This is a genomic window from Streptomyces sp. ITFR-6, assembly GCF_031844725.1.
In the GTDB taxonomy this organism is placed as follows: domain Bacteria; phylum Actinomycetota; class Actinomycetes; order Streptomycetales; family Streptomycetaceae; genus Streptomyces.
On record NZ_CP134612.1, the window covers coordinates 6,118,675 to 6,137,045 of the forward strand.

Sequence of the window (18,371 nt, forward strand, 5' to 3'; positions counted from 1 at the left end):
GAACGGTCAGCAGCTCTGCCAGAGTCGGGTCATGACGCGGACGCCGAAGCGCAGTCCCTCCAGCGGGACGCGCTCGTCCACGCCGTGGAAGAGGCGGCCGTAGTCCAGGTCGTGCGGCAGCTTCAGACCCTTGAAGCCGAAGCAGCGGATGCCCAGGTGGGTGAAGGCCTTGGCGTCCGTACCGCCGGGGTTGCAGTACGGCACCGGGTGGCCGTCCGGGTCCTCGGCGCGCACCGCGTCGCACATGGCGTCGACGAGCGGGCCGTCGAAGGTGGTCTCCATCGCGATGTCGTGGTTGACCCACTCGCGGCTCACCGAGGGGAGGAGCAGCCTGTCGATGGTGTCGATCAGCTCCTGCTCGTGGCCGGGCAGGAAGCGGCCGTCGACGCGCGCGGTGGCCTTCCCGGGGATCACGTTGGTCTGGTAACCGGCGTTGAACATGGTGGGGTTCGCGGAGTTGCGGAGCACCACCTGCATGAAGTCGGAGACCGGGCCGAGTTTCGCGAGGCTGCCCTCGATGTCGTTCTCGTCGAACTCGACACCGTAGAGCCGGGCGGCCTCTTCGAGCAGCGCGCGGACGGGTTCGATCAGCCGGATCGGGAAGGTCTCGCGGCCGATCCGGGTCAGCGACTCCGCGAGGTCGGTGACCGCGTTCTCGTCGTTGGGCGAGGAGCCGTGGCCGGCCCGGCCGGTGGCGGTGAGCTCCATCCAGGCCATGCCGCGCTGGGCGTTCTCGATCGGGTAGAGGCGCCGGGTGTCGTCGAGGGCGAAGGAGAACCCGCCGCCCTCACCGATCGCCTCCGTGACCCCGGCGAACAGCTCCGGGCGGTGCTCGACGAGCCAGTGGGCGCCGAACTTGCCGCCCGCCTCCTCGTCCGCGAGGAAGGCCAGGACCAGATCGCGGGCGGGCTTGGTGCCGGTGCGGGCGAAGTGCCGGGCGGTGGCCAGCATGACGGCCACCGTGTCCTTCATGTCGATCGCGCCCCGGCCCCACAGGTAGCCGTCCCGGGTCTCGCCGGAGAACGGCGGCACCTGCCATTCGGAGGCGTCGGCGGGGACCACGTCCAGATGGCCGTGGACCATCAGCGCGCCGCGCTCCGGGTCGCGGCCGGCGATCCGGGCGATGACGCTGGCCCGGCCCGGCGCGGACTCGATGAGCTCCGAGTCGATGCCCACCTCCGCGAGGCGGCCCACCACCCAGTCGGCACTGGCGCGCTCGTTGCTGGTGGGGTTGGAGGTGTCGAACCTGATCAGTTCGGCGCAGAGGTCGACGACCTCGGCCTGTGCCTCGTCCGAGGCGGGGACCAGGGGTGCGGTGGGTTCGATGGTGCTCATGCTGCTCCCACGGGGGTGCTGGTGCGGGCGTCGGGGGCCGCGTCGTCCGCGCCGCCCTCGTCGTCCAGGGTGGAGGTGCCGTACGGCTTCACCCAGCCCAGCAGGCCGAGCACGCAGTACAGGACGAAGGCGGTGGCCAGCGAGTTCAGGGCCGGGATGCCGCCGTCGTAGAACTTGCCGACGCAGAAGGCCACGATCCAGATGACGATGGACATCGGCACCCAGGTCGGCGAGGTCTTCGGCAGCGTCTCGGATTCCCGGGTGTCGTCCAGCGGCTTGCGCATCCTCTTCACGACCCAGTACTCGGCCACGATGATGCCGCCGATCGGCGGGATGGCGACCCCGAGGATCGTGAGGAACTCGGTGAAGTGCGTCATGATCCCGACCGCGGACAGGAGCGTGCCGGCGATGCCGAGGACGATGGTGACCGCGCCGCGGTGGACGCGCTTGCCGAAGACGACCTGGAAGAAGTTGACGACGCCGAGCGAGGAGCCGTACAGGTTCCAGTCGTTGATCTTGGCGGTGGACATCAGGACCACGACCACACCGAAGGCGCCGGAGGTGGAGAGCACGATGTGCGAGACCTCGTTGCTCTTCACCAGGTGACCCAGCAGCACACCGGTCAGTCCGACGATGTACTCGGAGAGGATCATCGAGGAGGCGCTCTGCAGGAAGACGTGCGAGCCCCTGCGGTTGTAGCGGGTCATCTCGGGGGAGACGATCGCGCCGGTCATGTAGCCGCCCGCGATGGCGGTGGCGGCGACGGCGAGGGGGATCGTGTCGCCGGGCGGCGGCGAGTGGATCAGGTCGCTGAACGAGTGGTCGCTCAGGGTCCGGATGACGGAGAAGGCGACCATCGCGAAGAACAGCGGCGTGACGATCTTCGCGAAGTTGGCCATGTACTTGAAGCCGAAGATCACCAGGGCGGTGATGGCGGTGCCCGCCAGCACGCACCACATCCAGGACGGTCCGCCGACCAGCGCCGAGACGCTGTCACCGAAGATCGTGTTCTGGACGCCGAACCAGCCGACCAGGCTGACCGCGATGACGAAGCTGACCAGCGCGGAGCCGTTGCGGCCGAAGCCCACCCAGCGGGTCAGCATCGGGGTCGCGAGGCCCTCGCGCATACCGGCCAGGCCGATCGCGAAGATCACGATCTCCAGGATCACCGCGCCGAGCGTGAAGGCGAGGAAGGCGTTGCCGAAGGTCATGCCGACGCCGATGGTGGCGCCGAGCGTGAACTGCGAGATCGAGCCGGACTGGGCCAGCCACTGGAGCAGCATGGACCAGAAGCCGAACCGCTTGTCGCGCGGGACGCGCGAGAGCGAGTAGTCGTCGCTGCCGATGCTCTTGGTCTCGTTGACCGCGGCGTCGGCCGGAGGGGCGGCAGCCATCAGGACTCCTGGGGTGTGCGGCCGAGGGTCTGCAGGTGGGACAGCGACCCGTAGCGGTTGACGAGGTTGTCGAACTCCACCGCGTCGTGGAAGTCCAGGTGGCCCGCGCCGTAGGCCTTGGCGACCTCCACGGCGTAGCGGGCGGCGGAGGCGATGTCGCCCTCGTGACTCGCGCCCGTCTGGCAGCCCGGCACCGCGGCGGCCGAGGTGACCGCGAGGCCGACCACGGGAGCGGCCGTGGCGGTGGCGGGCTGGAGGATCGAATTGATGTGGTGTGCCCCATTACCGTACGGGGTGATGTCCTGCGTGGTCACGGGGTACGTGACCAACGGCTCACCGGTCACCACGGCCAGCAGCTCGCCGAGCTGCTCGCTGACCCGGAGCACCCAGCCCTCCTTGACGGTGGGCGACAGGGCGAGGCCCTTGTGGTTGATGATGCGGTTGCCCTTGGTGGTGTCGATGGAGAGCACGGCCTCCATGGCGTCGGTCACCTCGTGGCGGTTCATGGTGGCGATGTCCACGGGCGAGCCCATGAACGGCACCGGGTCGTGCGGCTCGGTCGGCGCGTCCGGGCAGATGTGGGTGGCGACGATCACATCGCCGGGCAGCACATCGCCCCGGCGGCGCATGTCGAGCAGCTTCGCGGCGGTGGCGACGGCGGAGACGGCTCCGTCGGCGTCGGAGACCATGCCGGTCATCTCGGGCCGGGCGCCGATGCCGCCGAGCCGGCCGACCACACCGAGGGTGCGGGCGGTGCCGCCGGCGGTGCGTCCCCGGGAGCCGGGGACGCGGACCATCACGAAGTCCGTCGAGCCGCGCTCACCGGCCACGGTGGTGACCTCGGCGGACGATCCCTCGGCCCCAGCCACGGAGTCGAGGTACTCGACGACCGTCTTCCCATTGGCCTGCGGGTCGTCGAGGAGGTCGACGATGTCCAGTACGTACTTCAACATGGGGGGCCTTTCTCGCGCATCCATCACACCCGTCCGGCGCCCGGCAGGGAGTGGGACGCCGGACGGGGTGCTGAGAGCAGATTCGGGATCGGATAGCGTTGAACGCAACTGTTTCCCGTTATCTGCAATTCAGGTCTGAATGGTGAGATGGGTGAAATGACGATGGCGGACTTCGATCTGGACCGGCGGACCCCGGCCGGTGCCCTGCAAACCGTCGACCGGGCGCTCCTCGTGCTGCTCGCGTTCGAGCGGACCAGACCTGACTGGGGTGTCACCGAGGTCGCGGAGGAGTTCGGCTGGGACACCTCGGTGGCCCAGCGGCTGCTCGCCACCCTCGCGGGCCGGGGCTTCCTGGTCTCCGACCCGGCCACCCGCCGCTACCGCATCGGCCCCGCCGTGCTGCGCCTGGGCAGGCTCTGGGAGCGCTCCGGATCGCTGGAGCTGCTCGCCGGACCCGTCCTGGAGGAGCTGCGCCGGGTCACCGGCGACACCGTGCTGTTCTGCCTGCCGGACAGCTTCCACATGCGGTGCGTGGCCGCGGAGGAGGGCGAGACGGGGCCGCTGCGCTACTACCCGCTGGTCGGTGAGCTCTATCCGGCGCACGCCGGGGCGACCAGCAAGTCGTACTACGCCTACCTGCCGGACGAGCAGCGCCACCGGCTCTTCCGGGGCCGCCCGATGGCCCGGTTCACGGACCGGACGGTGACCGATCCGGATCTGCTGGAGGGGGAGCTGCTGAAGGTGCGCGCCCAGGGCTACGCCTGGACGGTCGGTGAGTACGACGCCGGCATCGCGACCGTTGCCGTACCGGTCTTCCTCGGACGCGAACCGTACGGAAGTCTCAGTCTGGGCGGCGCGAAGGAACGGTTCGAGGGGGCGCCGGAGAACCGGCTCGACGCGCTGCGCAAGGCGGCCGACCTGCTGGAGAAGCGCCTCACCCATCCACCGCAGCGCCCCAAACCCCGCTCCCGCCGCACTACCTGACGCACGACCGGACCGGCCGTCGGCCCCCGCACCACCCGACCGGCGGCCGGACCCGTATCACCCGCACGACCTGACCCAAGAGAACCAAGAGGAACCCCGTGAATCTGCTCCTGCTCTCCAACTCCACGCAGTACGGCTGCGGTTACCTGGAACACGCCCTCGACACGGTGCGGGCGTTCCTGCCCGCGGAGGCCCGGCTCGCCTTCGTGCCGTACGCGCTCGCCGACTACGCGGCGTACACCACCCGGGTCCGCGACGCCCTGGAACCGGCCGGCATCACCGTCCGCGGCGTCCACGAGAACGCCGACCCGGCCGCCGAACTCGCCGCGTCCGACGCCGTGTTCATCGGCGGCGGCAACTCCTTCCGGCTGCTCAGCGCGCTCTACCGGACCGGGCTGCGCGACGCCGTGACGGGGGCGGTGCGCGAGGGACTGCCGTACATGGGGGCCAGCGCGGGGACGAACATGGCCTCGCCCACCCTGCGCACCACCAACGACATGCCCATCGTGCAGCCGCCGTCCTTCGAGACGCTCGGGCTCGTCCCGTTCCAGATCAATCCGCACTACCAGGACCCGGACCCGGACAGCACCCACAAGGGCGAGACCCGCGAGGAACGGCTCACCGAGTTCCTGGAGGAGAACGACGTCCCGGTGCTCGGACTGCGCGAGGGCTCATGGCTGCGGGTCAACGGGTGTCAGGCCCGGGTCCAGGGCGCCCGCCCCGCCCGGCTGTTCACCCGCGGCGCGCAGCCGCAGGAGCTCCCGGCGGGGACGGACGTCTCTCATCTGCTCACGACGGCACCGAGGTTCGACGCGCCGGTGCGCTGAGCGTCAGCACCAGATCGGTCTCGGCGGGCCGGCCGCTCGCCGGATGCGCCGCCGGGTAGGCGCGCGGCGCGTATCCGGCGGCCGATCCGGCCAGCACGAAGCTGCCGCCGGCCGGGGCGGCCAGCGCGTACCGGCCTTCCGCGTCCGTCGTGGTGAGCCCGGCCTGCCGGCCCTGCCGGTCGATCAGGGTGACGTTGGCACCGGCCACCGGCGTCCCGTCCGTATCGGTGACCCGGCCGCGGAAGCCGGAGCCGGGCAGCGGGAGCGGGAGGCCGGACAGCCGGGCCGTCTCGTCGCCCGCGCTGCTCGCCAGCAGGACCGGCGCGGCGGCCGCCCGCTGCGAGGGCAGGAAGGCGGCCAGCACCAGTCCGGCCAGCACCGCGCCCGTCGCGATCATGAACGAGGTGCGGAACCCCTGCATGGTGGGCACCGCGACAGAGCCCATCTGGGTCGAGGTGTGCGCCAGCACCATGCCGATCACCGCGCTCGACACCGAGGTGCCGATGGAGCGCATCAGGGTGTTGAACCCGGTCGCCGCGCCCGTCTCCGAGGCGTCGACGGCACCGATGATCAGTGCGGGCAGCGAGGAGTAGGCGAGCCCGATGCCGGCGCCGAGGACCACCGCGATCACGACGGTCTGCCAGGCGGCGCTCATCAGGCCGAGCCCGGCTCCGTATCCGATGGCGATGACCGCCATGCCGATCATCAGCGACACCTTGGGGCCGTACCGGGCGGACAGCCGCGCGTACAGCGGGGCGACGAGCATCATCGTCAGGCCCAGCGGCGCCACGCACAGCCCGGCGACCACCATCGACTGGCCGAGGCCGTAGCCGGTGGACAGCGGCAGCTGGAGCAGTTGCGGCAGGACCAGCGAGACGGCGTAGAAGGCGACCCCGACCATGATCGAGGCGAGGTTGGTGAGCAGTACCTCGCGGCGTGCGGTGGTCCGCAGATCGACCAGGGGAGCTTCGCTGCGCAGCTCGAACACGCCCCACGCCAGCAGCACCACCAGTCCGGCGGCGACCAGCCCGAGGGTGGTGGGGGAGGTCCAGCCCCAGTCGCTGCCCTTGGTGATGGGCAGCAGCAGGAGGACCAGTCCGGCCGAGAGGCCGAGCGCGCCGGTCATGTCGAACCGGCCGGGGGCCCGCAGCACGGGCTCCGGCACCGCGAGCACGGTCAGCCCCATCGCGAGCACACCGAGACCGGCCGAGCCGAAGAAGAGGGTGTGCCAGTCGGTGTGCTGGGCGACCAGGGCGGCGGCGGGCAGCGCGAGTCCGCCCCCGACCCCGATCGAGGAACTCATCAGGGCCATCGCGGAGCCGAGCTTCTCGCGCGGCAGCTCGTCGCGCATGATGCCGATGCCCAGCGGGATGGCGCCCATGGCGAAGCCCTGGAGCGCGCGGCCCACGATCATGATCACGAGGTCATCGGTGAAGGCGCATATCAGGGAGCCGATCACCATGACGGCGAGGCTCGCCAGCAGCATCTTCCGCTTGCCGTTGAGGTCCCCGAGCCGCCCCATGATCGGCGTGGAGACGGCGCCGGCGAGCAGCGTCGCCGTCATCACCCAGGTGGCGTTGGACGGGTCGGTGTCGAGAAGGGCGGGCAGGTCCTTGATGATGGGGACGAGCAGGGTCTGCATCACCGCGACGGTGATACCCGCGAAGGCGAGCACGGGGACGATCCCCTTGCCGGTCTTCGACGTCCCCGGATCAGGAAGCTCCGCGGACTGCTGTTCGTGCGTCGTCTGTGGCATACGTGCGGCCTCCGGGCAGCGGAAGAGGGGGGACGGGGAAGGCGTGCGGATCGTGCGGGCCGTGCTGCGGGCAGCGCTGCCCGCCAAGTGTGTGCACGGTGAAACCTTCCGCATGTCCGAGGTATTCCGGTGAACGGGGTGCGAACAGCACGCAGTCGCGGCCGGGGTCCGGCGTCCGGCCGCAAACAGATGGGGATCTGACCTTCCGTCAGATTGAGACGTGTTCTACTCTTGCGCCGTTCCAGTGGCTGCGACCGGCGAGGATCCGCATGGGCATCGGAATCACCGAAGAACACAGGGAGCTCGCGCGGGCTGTACGAGGATGGCTCGCCCGCGCCGTACCGCCCGGGGAAATCCGCAAAATTCTTGACGCGGACGCCCCCGCTGCCACCGGCGCACGCCCCGGACACTGGGACGGACTGGCGGAACAGGGCCTCCTCGGCATCCATCTGCCCGAGGAGTACGGGGGAGAGGGCGGCGGACTGCTCGATCTCGCCGTCGTCCTCGAAGAGGCGGGCCGCGCCGCCCTCCCCGGTCCCTGCCTGGCGAGCACTCTCGCCTCTGCCGTACTGCACGCGTCGGCCCCGCGCACCCCCGGCACAGACGAACTGATACGGGACCTCGCGTCGGGCCGCCGCATCGGCGCCGTCGCCCTCGGCCCCGGCAGCCTCACCGCCGTCGAGCAGGAGGACGGGCACCTGCTCGACGGGGAACTCCCGCCGGTCCTCTCCGCCGACGGGGCCGACCTGCTGCTGCTCCCCGCCGCCTCGGTCACCGGCACCCGCTGGTTCGCCGTCGACACCTCGGCCCGGGGGCTGACCGTCCGCCCGCACCGCAGCGCCGATCCGACCCGGCCCACCGCGGAGGTCAGGGCCGAGGGCGTGCTGGTGCCCGCCGGGCGGCTGTTGCCCACCGACTCCGCGCTCGTCCGCGACCTCGCCGCCGTGCTCCTGGCCGCGGAGGCGTGCGGCACCGCGGCCCGTTCGCTGGACACCGCCGCCGAACACGCCAAGGTCCGCGAGCAGTTCGGCCGCCCCATCGGACAGTTCCAGGGCGTCAAACACCTCTGCGCGGACATGCTCGTACGGGTCGAGCAGGCCCGCGCGCTGGCCTGGGACGCCGCCCGCGCGGCCACCGAGACCCCGGAGACACGGTCCATGGCCGCGGCCCTCGCCGCGTCGACCGCCCTGGACGCCGCGTACACCTGCGCCAAGGACGCCATCCAGATCCTCGGCGGCATCGGCTTCACCTGGGAGCACGACGCCCACCTCTACCTGCGCCGCGCCCTGGTCGCCCGGCAGCTGCTCGGCTCCGGCGACGTCCACCGCCGGCGCGCCGTCCGGCTCGCCGCCGCCGGGGCCCGCCGCAGCCTCACCCTGGAGCTGCCGCCGGAGGCCGATGCGCACCGCGCGGCGGCCCGCGAGGCCGTCGCCGCCGTCCGGGGCCTGGACCCCAGGGCCGCCCGCAGCGCCCTCGCACCCACCGGCTACGCCGCCCCGCACCTGCCCGCGCCCTACGGACTGGACGCCGGACCCGTACAACAGCTCGCCGTACAACAGGAGTTGCGCGAACAGGGAGTGAAGCTCAGCGACCTCTCCATCGCCACCTGGGTGGTGCCCTCGCTCATCGCGCACGGCACGCCCGAGCAGCAGGACCGCTACCTCCTGCCCACCCTGCGCGGCGAACTCCAGTGGTGCCAGCTGTTCTCCGAACCCGGTGCCGGCTCCGACCTCGCCTCACTGCGCACCCGCGCCGAACGCGTCCCCGAGGGCTGGCGGATCAACGGCCAGAAGGTGTGGACGAGCGCCGCCCAGTGGGCCGACCACGGCATCCTGCTCGCCAGGACGGACCCGGACGCGCCCAAGCACCGGGGACTCGGCTACTTCCTGGTCGACATGAAGCACACCGAGGGCATCGACATCCGCCCGCTGAAGGAGATCACCGGCGACTCCCTCTTCAACGAGGTCTACTTCGACGATGTGATCCTGCCCCCCGACGCCCTGGTGGGCGAGGCCGACGGCGGCTGGCGGGTCGCCCGCAACACCCTGGGCAACGAACGCGTCCACATGGCCGACCAGATGTCGTTCGACACCGGACTCGAAGCCCTGATCGACCGCTCCGCCGGACTCGACGGCGCCTGCCGGGCCCGGATCGGCGCACTCGCCGCCGAGGCCCACGCACTGGCCTGCATCGGACTGCGCACCACGCTGCGACAGGTCTCAGGACTTGAGCCGGGCGCGGGCGCCTCCGTACGCAAACTCATCCAGACCGCCCACCAGCAGAAGGTCGCCGAACTCACCCTCGAACTGCTGGGCCCCGCGGGCGCGGTGGCCGAGGGCGCCGGTGAACGGGCCGTGCACGGATTCCTGATGTCCCGCTGCCTGACCATCGCGGGCGGCACCACGCAGGTTCAGCTCAACGTCGTCGCCGAGCGCATCCTCGGCCTGCCCAGGGACTGAAGGGAATCCATCATGAGGTCATACATCGTCGGCGTCGGCATGACGAAGTTCGAGAAGCCCGAGAGCCGCGACTGGCAGTACTGGGACATGGCGAAGGAGGCCGGCACGGCGGCGCTCACCGACGCCGGTATCGGCTACGAGGACATCCAGCAGGCTGCCGTCGGCTACTGCTTCCAGGCCTCCACCGCCGGACAGCGGGCCGTGTACGGGCTCGGACTGACCGGGATACCCGTCTACAACGTCAACAACAACTGCGCCACCGGCTCCACCGCGCTGATGATGGCCCGCCAGTTCGTCGAGGGCGGCGGCAGCGACTGCGTCCTCGCGCTCGGCTTCGAGAAGATGGCGCGCGGATCGCTCGGCGGCGGCGGTTCCGACGGCGGCGCGGGTGATTTCAGGACGTCCCCGGTCGCCCGGCACTACGGGATCATGGCCGCCGCCCACGGCTTCGAGATGACCCCGCCCACCGCCCAGATCTTCGGCAACGCGGCCCGCGAGCACATGAAGAGGTACGGCACGACCGAGGCGCAGCTCGCCGCCGTCGCCGCGAAGAACCACCGCCACTCGACGGGCAACCCGTACGCCCAGTTCCAGGACCCGTACACGGTCGGTGAAGTCCTCGCCGCCAAACCGATCCACCACCCGCTGACCCGGCTCCAGTGCTCACCGACCTCCGACGGGGCAGCCGCCGCCGTCGTCGTCTCCGAACGCTTCGTCGAGGAGCGCGGCCTCGGTGACCGGGCCGTCGAGATCGCCGCCCAGGCCATGACGACCGACACCGAGGCCTCCTTCGCCTCCGGGACCTGCATCGACGCGGTCGGCCTGCCCATGTCACGGGAGGCGGCCCGCCAGGTCTACGAGAGCGTGGGCATCGGCGCCGCGGACCTCGACGTCATCGAACTCCACGACTGCTTCTCCATCAACGAACTCCTCACCTACGAGGCGCTCGGGCTGTGCGGCGAGGGTGAGTCCGGCCCGCTCGTCGAGTCCGGCGCCACCACCCACGGCGGCCGCTGGGTGGTCAACCCGTCGGGCGGGCTGATCTCCAAGGGGCACCCGCTCGGCGCCACCGGAATCGCCCAGGCCGCCGAACTCACCTGGCAGCTCAGGGGCGAGGCCGGCCCCCGCCAGGTGCCGGACGCCCGCACCGCGCTCGCCCACAACATCGGCCTCGGCGGCGCCGCCGTGGTGACACTCCTGCGCCGCTGACCCCTGTGGCCCGTCCGGGCTCCGGTCCTACACCGCTGGACCGAGGCCGGTACGGTCCGGAAACCGATGTACGGGGTGCTGGGCGGCTGCGAGTATGACGCCATGGTTGACGTCTCGACGCCCACACGCCGTACCGGCCGCACCCGTACCCGCACCTGGGCGGTGGTGCTCGCCGCCTGCGTCGGCCAGTTCCTCGTCGTCCTCGACGTGTCCGTCGTCAACGTCGCCCTCCCCTCCATGCGCACGGACCTGGGCCTGAGCACCGCGGGGCTGCAGTGGGTGCTCAACGCCTACTCGATCGCGTTCGCCGGATTCATGCTGCTCGGCGGGCGGGCCGCCGACCTGTACGGCCGCAAGCTGATGTTCCTCGTCGGCCTCGGCCTCTTCACCGCCGCCTCGCTGGCCGGCGGACTCGCCCAGGAGGGCTGGCAGCTGCTCGCCGCCCGCGCCGCGCAAGGCCTCGGCGCCGCCGTACTCGCCCCCGCGACCCTCACCCTGCTCACCGCGGCCGTCCCCGAAGGACCCGCACGGGCCAGGGCCATCGGCACCTGGATGGCGGTCGGGGCGGGCGGCGGCGCGGCCGGCGGACTGATCGGCGGGGTGCTCACCGACGCGCTCTCCTGGCGGTGGGTCCTGCTGATCAACGTGCCGGTCGGCGTGCTCGTCATCGCCGGCGCCGCGGTCTACCTGGCCGAGGGCCGGACCGGCGAGCGGAGCCGGATCGACTTCCCGGGCGCACTGCTCGTCACGGCGGGCCTGGCCTCCGTCGCGTACGGCATCGTGCAGACGGAGGAGTCGGGCTGGACCGCGTCCGCGACGCTGCTGCCGCTGCTCGGCGGAGTGGCGCTGCTCGCCCTGTTCGTCCTGGTGGAATCCCGTACGGCGAAACCGCTGATGCCGCTGCGGGTGCTCGGCGCACGGGCGGTCGCCGCGGCCAACGTGGCGATGTTCCTGATCGGCTCGGCCACGTTCTCCATGTGGTACTTCATGACCGTGTACGCGCAGAACGTGCTGGGCTACTCGGCGATGGAGGCCGGACTCGCCCTGATGCCGACCTCCGTGGCCATCGTCGTCGGCTCCAAGTGCGCCCCTCGGCTGATGGCCCGGGTCGGAGCGAAGAACCTGGCGCTCGTCGGCACGGTGGTCGCCGCCGCGGGCTTCGGCTGGCAGTCCACGATGACCGCCGACGGCGACTACCTCACCTCTATCTGCCTGCCCGGCGTGCTGATGATGGCCGGCACCGGCCTGGCGGCCACCCCGCTCGCCTCGCTCGCCACCTCGGGCGCGGCGCCCGGCGAGGCCGGACTGGTCTCCGGACTCGTCAACACCTCCCGCACGATGGGCGGCGCGCTCGGCCTGGCCGTGCTCTCCACCGTCGCCGCCGCCCGCACGGACGGCGGAACGGGCCCGGCGGACCTCACGGCGGGTTACGCCCTGGCCTTCCGGACGTCGGGCTCCGTCCTGCTGGGCGGCCTGCTGCTGATGACCTTCTGGCTCCCGCGCCACCGGCCGTCCGTACGGCGCTGAAGGGGCCCGGTGTCCGTACGGCGCTGAACACGTTTTCGTACAGCGCTGAGCACGTTTCTTTCTAGAGCCAGCCCTGCTGCCGCGCGGCCCGGACCGCCTCCATCCGGTTGCGGGTGGCGGTCTTGCCGATCGCGGACGAGAGGTAGTTGCGCACCGTCGACTCCGACAGGTGCAGCTTCGCCGCGATGTCCGCGACCGTCGCCCCGTCCACCGAGGCCATCAGCGCATCGCGCTCCCGGGCGGTCAGCGGACTGGGGCCCGCGCTCAGCGCGGCGGCGGCCAGCGCCGGATCGATGACGGTCTCCCCGGCCAGCACCCGCCGGATCGCCTCCGCCAGATCCTCGACCGGCCCGTCCTTCACCAGGAACCCCGCCGCCCCCGCCTCCATCGCCCGCCGCAGATACCCGGGCCGCCCGAACGTGGTGAGGATCAGCACCCGGCACTCCGGCACCTCCTCCCGGAGATCGGCGGCCGCGTCCAGACCGCTGCGCCCCGGCAGTTCGATGTCCAGCAACGCCACATCGGGCCGCGAGGCGACTGCGGCGGCCACGATCTCGTCGCCCGCCCCCACCTGGGCCACCACCTCGATGTCCGGCTCCAGCCCGAGCAGCAGGGCGAGCGCGCCCCGCATCATCCCCTGGTCCTCTGCGAGCAGCACTCGTACGGACTTGACCGGCCGGTGATCCTGCGGCATCTCGTTCACGGGTAACAGGGTATGGGGGGTGGGCCGTTGGGACGCGTCAACCGGCCCGGTCGGCGGCAGACCCACTCCGGGTCTGCCGCCGACCGGGCCGCGCGGGTCAGAGCAGCGCGTGCGGGTACTGCCCGGCGCGGTTCTGGAAGGCCAGGACCGCCGGGTTCTGCACGGTGCCGCCGCGGATCTCGATCGCCCGGCTGATGGTGCGGTCACCGTCCCAGCCGTCCGGCCCCGCGAGGACCGTCCGCAGGAACGGGATCAGCGCCTCGCTGTTCTCCCAGGTGGCCGCGTCCCACAGGTAGGAGGGGCTGTGGTCCACGGCGTAGTAGTGGACGTTGTCGCCGACGGTGAACATCGGCTCGTCGAAGGTCGTGGGCCGGGCCCAGGCGAACCCCATGCCCTCGTCGCAGGAGACGTCGATGACGAGGGTGCCGGGCGCGAGCTTCGGCAGATCCTCCTCTATCAGGAACATCAGCGGCGCGGCGGTGTCCTGGAGCACGCAGTTGACGATGATGTCGTGCCCGGCCAGGAACTCGGCCAGCGGCTCCGGACCGTCCTCGGTGAGCGCGACGCTGCGCCGAGGGTCGAGGGTGTCGTCGGCCACGTCGTGGTCGAAGCGCACGATCCGTGCCGAGTGGATCGGTGAGCTGACGGCGGTGGTGCCGCGGGCGGTGAGCACGTCCACGTCGTGCACGCCCAGCGCGCTGAGCGCGGTCACCGCGCCGCGCGCGGTGGCGCCGAAGCCGATCACCGCCGCCCGCCGCCGACGCCCGTAGTCACCGGTCGCCCCGGTCAGCTGCATGGCGTGCAGCACCGACGAGTAGCCGGCCAGCTCGTTGTTCTTGTGGAAGACGTGCAGGTTGAACCCGCCCTTCGGGGTCCAGTGGTGCATCGCCTCGAAGGCGATCAGGGTGAGCCTGCGGTCGATGGCGGCCTGCGTGACCTTCTCGTCCTGCACGCAGTGCGGCCACCCCCACAGCACCTGCCCGTCCCGCAGCTCCGCCACATCCTCGTGCAGCGGTTTGGCCAGCAGGATGACGTCGCACTCCGCGATCAGCTCCTCGCGCGAGCGGAAACCGGCAACGTGCGGTGCGATCTGGGAGTCCGGGACACCGAAGTGCTCTCCGTATCCGGTCTGCAGAAAGATGCTGGGGCGGAGGTCGACGTCGACGCGTTCGAAGTGCGCCGGGTGGATCGGCAGACGGTGTTCGTTCTCTTTACGGGCCTGCGACACGATTCCGAGCTTGAGCTGCTGCAAAGTACCCCTCTGATTATCCCCTGTGTAACACACTCCGGAGGGGTGCGGACCCGATCGACGGCGTTCCTTCGGGCCAGAGCGCGGCGCTCACCGCCGGCTCCCGGAGGACAACCATTCGCGTGGACCGGTGGTCATACCCCTGCCATCCGCGTACCGGGTGGGCTCGGTCAGCTGCGCCCAGGGGTTCCTGCGGCGCCGGAACACAGGGGACCGCTTTCATGCGTCACCGCACCACCGTGGCAGCCTTCGCCGGGGCACTCGCCCTGTCCGCGCTCGCGATTTTGGGGGGTCGCCCAGGCGGACGAGGTCTCGGGCGACATCAAGATCACGAAGGTGGTCGTCAACGGCGGGAATAACATCGTCCTGGGGACCACGAACGTGAAGAGGTTCACCATCGCGGTGACCGCTACGGACGACTCGGGCATCGAGGTCGGGAAGACCTTCCCGACCATGTGGCACACGCCCCTCCCGAACGGCGACGCCTACGGTCTCGTGCTTCCCGACAACATCCTGGGCAAGTGCGTGCGCCAGAGCTTCACCACGACCACCTGCACCTACGCGATGACGATCAACCCGCGCATCGAACCCCAGGACAACAGCACGGCCGGGACCTGGACCGTGGGCGCCTACGCGATGGCCAACGACGGTGACTACATCGGCAGGGATGCCGCCGCCAAGGCCAAGGTCCTGCGCAACTCCAGGCTGACGGTCAACGCCTCGCCGGAGCCGGTGAAGAAGAACAGGACGATCACCGTCACGGGCGCCCTGACCCGCGCCGGCTGGGTGACCTACAAGTACGCGGGCTACACCAAGCAGCCGGTGAAGCTCCAGTTCAAGAAGAAGGGAACGAGCATCTACAAGACCCTCAAGACCGTGACGACGGACAGCAAAGGCAACCTGCGGACGACGACGAAGGCCACGGCGGACGGCTACTTCCGCTACTCCTTCGCCGGCACCCCGACGACCCCGGCGGTCACCTCCGCGGTGGACTACGTGGACGTGAAGTAGCCCCGGCCATGCGGCCGGGCAACGCCGCCCGGCCACACAGCAAGCAGCCGAAAGTATCCCCGTCGCGTCTGCCGCCGGTGATCGTATGCTGCGGGAATGTTCACTCGAATGCTCGCACGGGCGGGCGGAGGCCCGGTGGACGTCGACGCGCAGGTGCTCGCCGGCGTCGTGCGTTCTGGAGACACGGTCCCCGGCCAGGTGGTGGTCCGGGGCGGCCTGCTCGGCACGGAGATCCAGGGCTTCTCCTTCGAGGTGCTGACGACCTGGCCCGCCGCCCCCGGTGCCCGTGCCGGGGACGACGAGGTCAACCGCGGTTATGCGTACGGCACCTTCCCGATCCCGAGGGGCGAGGAGGTCGTCGTGCCGTTCACGGTCCGGCTGCCCTGGGCGACGCCCTTCAACGAGGTGGCGGGGCGTGCCCTGGGGATCGTTCTGGAACTGCGGACGCGCGTGGACGACAGCGCGCTCAGGCCCGGTTCGGACGAGGACCTGCTGCACGTCTCGCCGCTGCCCCTGCACGAGGTCGTCCTCGACGCCTTTGCCGGGCACGGATACACCTGCGAGGCGGGGCGGTTGGTCGAGGAGTGGATCCCGGACGTCGACCAGGCCTTCGACTTCTACCAGTTGCTCGAAGTGCGGGACCGCACGACGGACGGGATCGGCACGGACCTCGAACTCGTCCTCCTCACCAATGCGGTCGGCTGCGAGGTCCTGCTGCGACGCTCCGGCCACGGCATCCAGTCCTGGGACGAGAAGCCTCCGGCCGAACGGATCGTGGTGGCGCACCACGATCTCGACCGAACCGACTGGAACCGGCTGGTGGGCGACTGGCTGCGCCGGGTGAGGGCGGTCTGAGCCTCCCGCATGGCTCAACTCCCCTGGGCGACCCGGCTGACCCGGCCGCATATGGCCGACAGGCGAGCCCTGGCTCGTGCCCGCCCGCTCCGAACATCGAAGGGTTGCAGACCACGTGTCAGATACCGACTTCACGCCAACGTTCCGAGAGTGGATCGCCGAGCACCAAGCTGTACTCAGGGACCGAGGGACCGAGGGATCGAGTGCGAGTCGGGAGAGAACCCAGAAAGTGCGGGCACCGTTGCCGCGCGTGCCGTTACCGCGCTACAGGAAACGGGTGCCTGAAGCCCTCCACGGGCCCGCCCGCTGGTACTGAGAGTTCAGCCGGAGACGCTGAACCACCCCGGCCGCACCTCGGTCAGAAGCGGTTGCAGCGACAGCACTGCGGTCCGCAGGTCCTCATCCGTGACGTCAACAGGATCCGGCAGGCTCAGCCCGTACCGGCGCAGTCGCCAGAGGTCGAAGACTTCACTCCCGTCGGCCGCGAAGTCCACATAGACCTCAGCACCGTTGTCACCGACGAAGCGGCAGCCTGCCCCATGAACGGTGTAGGAGCAGGCGCCGAGGTGATCACTCCGCCCACGAGGTCTCGCGAAGCCCCGGCCCGTTCCATACGGCATCCGTCCTTTTCATGGGGCCTCTGCTTGAACGGAGTTGCAGGCCCGGCCGAAAGCCCGTTGCCTGGATCAGCCCGGCCGGTCGATTTCCCGTACTGGCGGGGGGTCCACGATTTCTCCCGCCGTCGGCGGTCCTGCGACCAGGTGCGTGAGGCTGTACGACTGTGTCGCCGCGTGTGCCTCGACGAGGGCTCGCTGCCGGAGCTGACCGCCGAACAACTGAATCGTGGTGGCGGCCAAAACGTCGTCCCTGCCGATGGTCCGCGCGTCCCCTCGGCGGGTGGCCAGGGCCCCGAGGGAATCCTGGAGGGACGGGGACGGGGACGGGTCCGGTTCGCCCGATGTCACGAGGGTGACCGTGCCGAAGCGTTTGACCCCGCCCTCGCGGACGACCATGGCCGCATCCCGGGCGAGGTCCGTCAGGAACACGCTCGCGATCCCGTCCAGGTCGCGGACCATCGCCGGGACGGCCGTCCCCCCCTGGTTCCGCAGCAGCTGCTTGACCCCGGCCTCGAACCGGTGGGCGCCGGCCACAGCACTCGGTCTGCGCGACGCGCTGCGCTTACGAGGGGGCACGATGTCACCCTCGGCGTCGTACATGACACCCGTCAGGCCCTTGAACGTCGGGCTGTGCTCGTACCACTTGCCGCCCACCTCAAGCTCGACGTTCCGGTCGATCGCCGAGATGAGGTCCCTGGGTATCAGCTTCCTCCGGTCCTCCTCCGCCGCGGCTCTCCTCGCGGCATCGATGATCTCCGTGAGCACGGTCCGCGTCACCGACGCGGCGGCCCACGTGGCCGACCGGGAGACGTGCATCGGGGTCACGTCCCTGAAAACGGCTTTGACGAGAGAGGGCTTGAACGGCGAGACGGTCATGACCGAGGCGGTCTCGGGGCCGATGCGCTCAGGGCGTGCGGGCTGTGCGGTCATTGGAAGGACCCTCCCTTGGGAGCGGGTGGCGATTCTGCACCCGCTGTTGGCTGTTCGAGAGATTCGCTGCGGCCGTACGGACCTGCTGCGGCACCGTCGGCTTCCGTTACGGCGCCTCGTGCACCCGGGACAGCAGGGCCATCAGCTGGTGCTGCTCGTCCGGAGTGAGTGGCGCCAGCAGCTCGGCGTTGGCTGCTTCGGCCAGGGCCGCGCAGCGGGTGAGGGCGGCTGCGCCTGCTGCGGTGACCGTGATGGCGTTCTTGCGACGGTCGACGGGGTCCGGGGTGCGCAGGACGAGTCCCGCCTGCTGGAGGTCGTTGAGGATGCCGACCATGTCCTTGGGGTCGACGGCGAGCCGCCGGCCCAGCTCGGCCTGGGCGACGGGCCCGTACTCGGCGGTCGCGGCCAGCACCGCGTGATGCATGAGCTTCAGCCCTTCCGTGGCGAGCGCATCGGCGACCAGGCCGCGAGCGCGCGCCGCGACGCGGCCGACGAGCCAGCTCGGCAGGGACTGGATGAGCTGGAGGGCTGCGGTCATGGGGTCAGCCTATCCCGGAATTCG

The 18,371-nt window shown here is 70.8% G+C and carries 16 protein-coding genes; 7 read left to right on the plus strand and 9 right to left on the minus strand.

Going from position 1 to position 18,371, the window contains the following annotated elements; genetic code table 11:
• Window positions 1-6: 6 nt before the first annotated feature.
• The 3 genes from RLT59_RS27940 to RLT59_RS27950 are packed head-to-tail and all read right to left on the minus strand — an operon-like array spanning window position 7 to window position 3,682.
• Complete coding sequence (locus tag RLT59_RS27940) at window positions 7-1,335, minus strand: M20/M25/M40 family metallo-hydrolase (protein WP_311305936.1); 1,329 nt, start codon at window positions 1,333-1,335, stop codon at window positions 7-9.
• Window positions 1,332-2,729 (minus strand): cytosine permease, encoded by a 1,398-nt coding sequence (locus RLT59_RS27945; protein ID WP_311305937.1) that lies wholly within the window; start codon window positions 2,727-2,729, stop codon window positions 1,332-1,334. The genes RLT59_RS27940 and RLT59_RS27945 overlap by 4 nt, the downstream gene beginning before the upstream one ends.
• Window positions 2,729-3,682, minus strand: coding sequence for a DUF1177 domain-containing protein (locus RLT59_RS27950; RefSeq protein WP_311305938.1), 954 nt, complete (start codon window positions 3,680-3,682; stop codon window positions 2,729-2,731). Before RLT59_RS27950 ends, RLT59_RS27945 begins: the two co-directional genes overlap by 1 nt.
• Window positions 3,683-3,838: 156 nt before the next feature.
• Between RLT59_RS27950 and RLT59_RS27955 the strand changes: the two genes are divergently transcribed.
• Window positions 3,839-4,666 (plus strand): IclR family transcriptional regulator, encoded by an 828-nt coding sequence (locus RLT59_RS27955; RefSeq protein WP_311307887.1) that lies wholly within the window; start codon window positions 3,839-3,841, stop codon window positions 4,664-4,666.
• Window positions 4,667-4,764: 98 nt separating this feature from the next.
• Window positions 4,765-5,493, plus strand: a complete 729-nt coding sequence (gene pepE / locus RLT59_RS27960) for a dipeptidase PepE (RefSeq protein WP_311305939.1) — start codon at window positions 4,765-4,767, stop codon at window positions 5,491-5,493.
• Here pepE and RLT59_RS27965 read toward each other — a convergent pair.
• Complete coding sequence (locus RLT59_RS27965; RefSeq protein WP_311305940.1) at window positions 5,456-7,249, minus strand: MFS transporter; 1,794 nt, start codon at window positions 7,247-7,249, stop codon at window positions 5,456-5,458. The genes pepE and RLT59_RS27965 overlap by 38 nt on opposite strands.
• Before the next feature lie 269 nt (window positions 7,250-7,518).
• Between RLT59_RS27965 and RLT59_RS27970 the strand changes: the two genes are divergently transcribed.
• The 3 genes from RLT59_RS27970 to RLT59_RS27980 all read left to right on the plus strand — a co-directional run bounded on the left by RLT59_RS27970 (window position 7,519) and on the right by RLT59_RS27980 (window position 12,444).
• Window positions 7,519-9,708 (plus strand): acyl-CoA dehydrogenase family protein, encoded by a 2,190-nt coding sequence (locus RLT59_RS27970; protein ID WP_311305941.1) that lies wholly within the window; start codon window positions 7,519-7,521, stop codon window positions 9,706-9,708.
• A 12-nt stretch (window positions 9,709-9,720) separates the two neighbouring features.
• The gene (locus tag RLT59_RS27975; protein WP_311305942.1) at window positions 9,721-10,917 is read left to right on the plus strand and encodes a lipid-transfer protein; all 1,197 of its coding nucleotides are present in this window, start codon (window positions 9,721-9,723) and stop codon (window positions 10,915-10,917) included.
• A gap of 102 nt (window positions 10,918-11,019) precedes the next feature.
• Window positions 11,020-12,444, plus strand: coding sequence for an MFS transporter (locus RLT59_RS27980; RefSeq protein WP_311305943.1), 1,425 nt, complete (start codon window positions 11,020-11,022; stop codon window positions 12,442-12,444).
• 61 nt (window positions 12,445-12,505) lie between these two features.
• Here RLT59_RS27980 and RLT59_RS27985 read toward each other — a convergent pair whose 3' ends face one another.
• Together RLT59_RS27985 and RLT59_RS27990 are read right to left on the minus strand one after the other, a co-directional pair.
• A complete protein-coding gene (locus RLT59_RS27985; RefSeq protein ID WP_311307888.1) occupies window positions 12,506-13,138 on the minus strand; it encodes a response regulator in 633 nt (210 codons plus the stop codon).
• Between the two features lie 106 nt (window positions 13,139-13,244).
• Window positions 13,245-14,399, minus strand: coding sequence for a N(5)-(carboxyethyl)ornithine synthase (locus tag RLT59_RS27990; protein ID WP_311305944.1), 1,155 nt, complete (start codon window positions 14,397-14,399; stop codon window positions 13,245-13,247).
• Window positions 14,400-14,777: 378 nt separating this feature from the next.
• Here RLT59_RS27990 and RLT59_RS27995 point away from each other — a divergent pair, with 378 nt between their 5' ends.
• Entirely contained in the window at window positions 14,778-15,407 is a 630-nt protein-coding gene (locus RLT59_RS27995; RefSeq protein WP_399126231.1) for a calcium-binding protein, read from the plus strand.
• A 96-nt stretch (window positions 15,408-15,503) separates the two neighbouring features.
• Window positions 15,504-16,262 (plus strand): sporulation protein, encoded by a 759-nt coding sequence (locus RLT59_RS28000; protein ID WP_311305945.1) that lies wholly within the window; start codon window positions 15,504-15,506, stop codon window positions 16,260-16,262.
• A gap of 320 nt (window positions 16,263-16,582) precedes the next feature.
• Here the strand turns inward: RLT59_RS28000 and RLT59_RS39470 are convergent, their stop codons facing one another.
• The 3 genes from RLT59_RS39470 to RLT59_RS28015 all read right to left on the minus strand — a co-directional run bounded on the left by RLT59_RS39470 (window position 16,583) and on the right by RLT59_RS28015 (window position 18,347).
• Window positions 16,583-16,882, minus strand: a complete 300-nt coding sequence (locus tag RLT59_RS39470) for a DUF6896 domain-containing protein (protein WP_399126232.1) — start codon at window positions 16,880-16,882, stop codon at window positions 16,583-16,585.
• A gap of 66 nt (window positions 16,883-16,948) precedes the next feature.
• Window positions 16,949-17,809: a hypothetical protein gene (locus RLT59_RS28010; protein ID WP_311305947.1), complete on the minus strand. Its 861-nt coding sequence runs from the start codon at window positions 17,807-17,809 to the stop codon at window positions 16,949-16,951.
• A 106-nt stretch (window positions 17,810-17,915) separates the two neighbouring features.
• The gene (locus RLT59_RS28015) at window positions 17,916-18,347 is read right to left on the minus strand and encodes a MarR family winged helix-turn-helix transcriptional regulator (RefSeq protein ID WP_311305948.1); all 432 of its coding nucleotides are present in this window, start codon (window positions 18,345-18,347) and stop codon (window positions 17,916-17,918) included.
• Window positions 18,348-18,371 lie beyond the last annotated feature (24 nt).

Bases quoted from the DNA above. Each gene is read 5' to 3' on its own strand.
- RLT59_RS27940 (WP_311305936.1), bottom strand. From the start codon at position 1,335: ATGAGCACCATCGAACCCACCGCACCCCTGGTCCCCGCCTCGGACGAG.
- RLT59_RS27945 (WP_311305937.1), bottom strand. From the start codon at position 2,729: ATGGCTGCCGCCCCTCCGGCCGACGCCGCGGTCAACGAGACCAAGAGC.
- RLT59_RS27950 (WP_311305938.1), bottom strand. From the start codon at position 3,682: ATGTTGAAGTACGTACTGGACATCGTCGACCTCCTCGACGACCCGCAG.
- RLT59_RS27955 (WP_311307887.1), top strand. From the start codon at position 3,839: ATGACGATGGCGGACTTCGATCTGGACCGGCGGACCCCGGCCGGTGCC.
- RLT59_RS27965 (WP_311305940.1), bottom strand. From the start codon at position 7,249: ATGCCACAGACGACGCACGAACAGCAGTCCGCGGAGCTTCCTGATCCG.
- RLT59_RS27970 (WP_311305941.1), top strand. From the start codon at position 7,519: ATGGGCATCGGAATCACCGAAGAACACAGGGAGCTCGCGCGGGCTGTA.
- RLT59_RS27975 (WP_311305942.1), top strand. From the start codon at position 9,721: ATGAGGTCATACATCGTCGGCGTCGGCATGACGAAGTTCGAGAAGCCC.
- RLT59_RS27980 (WP_311305943.1), top strand. From the start codon at position 11,020: ATGGTTGACGTCTCGACGCCCACACGCCGTACCGGCCGCACCCGTACC.
- RLT59_RS27985 (WP_311307888.1), bottom strand. From the start codon at position 13,138: ATGCCGCAGGATCACCGGCCGGTCAAGTCCGTACGAGTGCTGCTCGCA.
- RLT59_RS28000 (WP_311305945.1), top strand. From the start codon at position 15,504: ATGTTCACTCGAATGCTCGCACGGGCGGGCGGAGGCCCGGTGGACGTC.
- RLT59_RS39470 (WP_399126232.1), bottom strand. From the start codon at position 16,882: ATGCCGTATGGAACGGGCCGGGGCTTCGCGAGACCTCGTGGGCGGAGT.
- RLT59_RS28010 (WP_311305947.1), bottom strand. From the start codon at position 17,809: ATGACCGCACAGCCCGCACGCCCTGAGCGCATCGGCCCCGAGACCGCC.
- RLT59_RS28015 (WP_311305948.1), bottom strand. From the start codon at position 18,347: ATGACCGCAGCCCTCCAGCTCATCCAGTCCCTGCCGAGCTGGCTCGTC.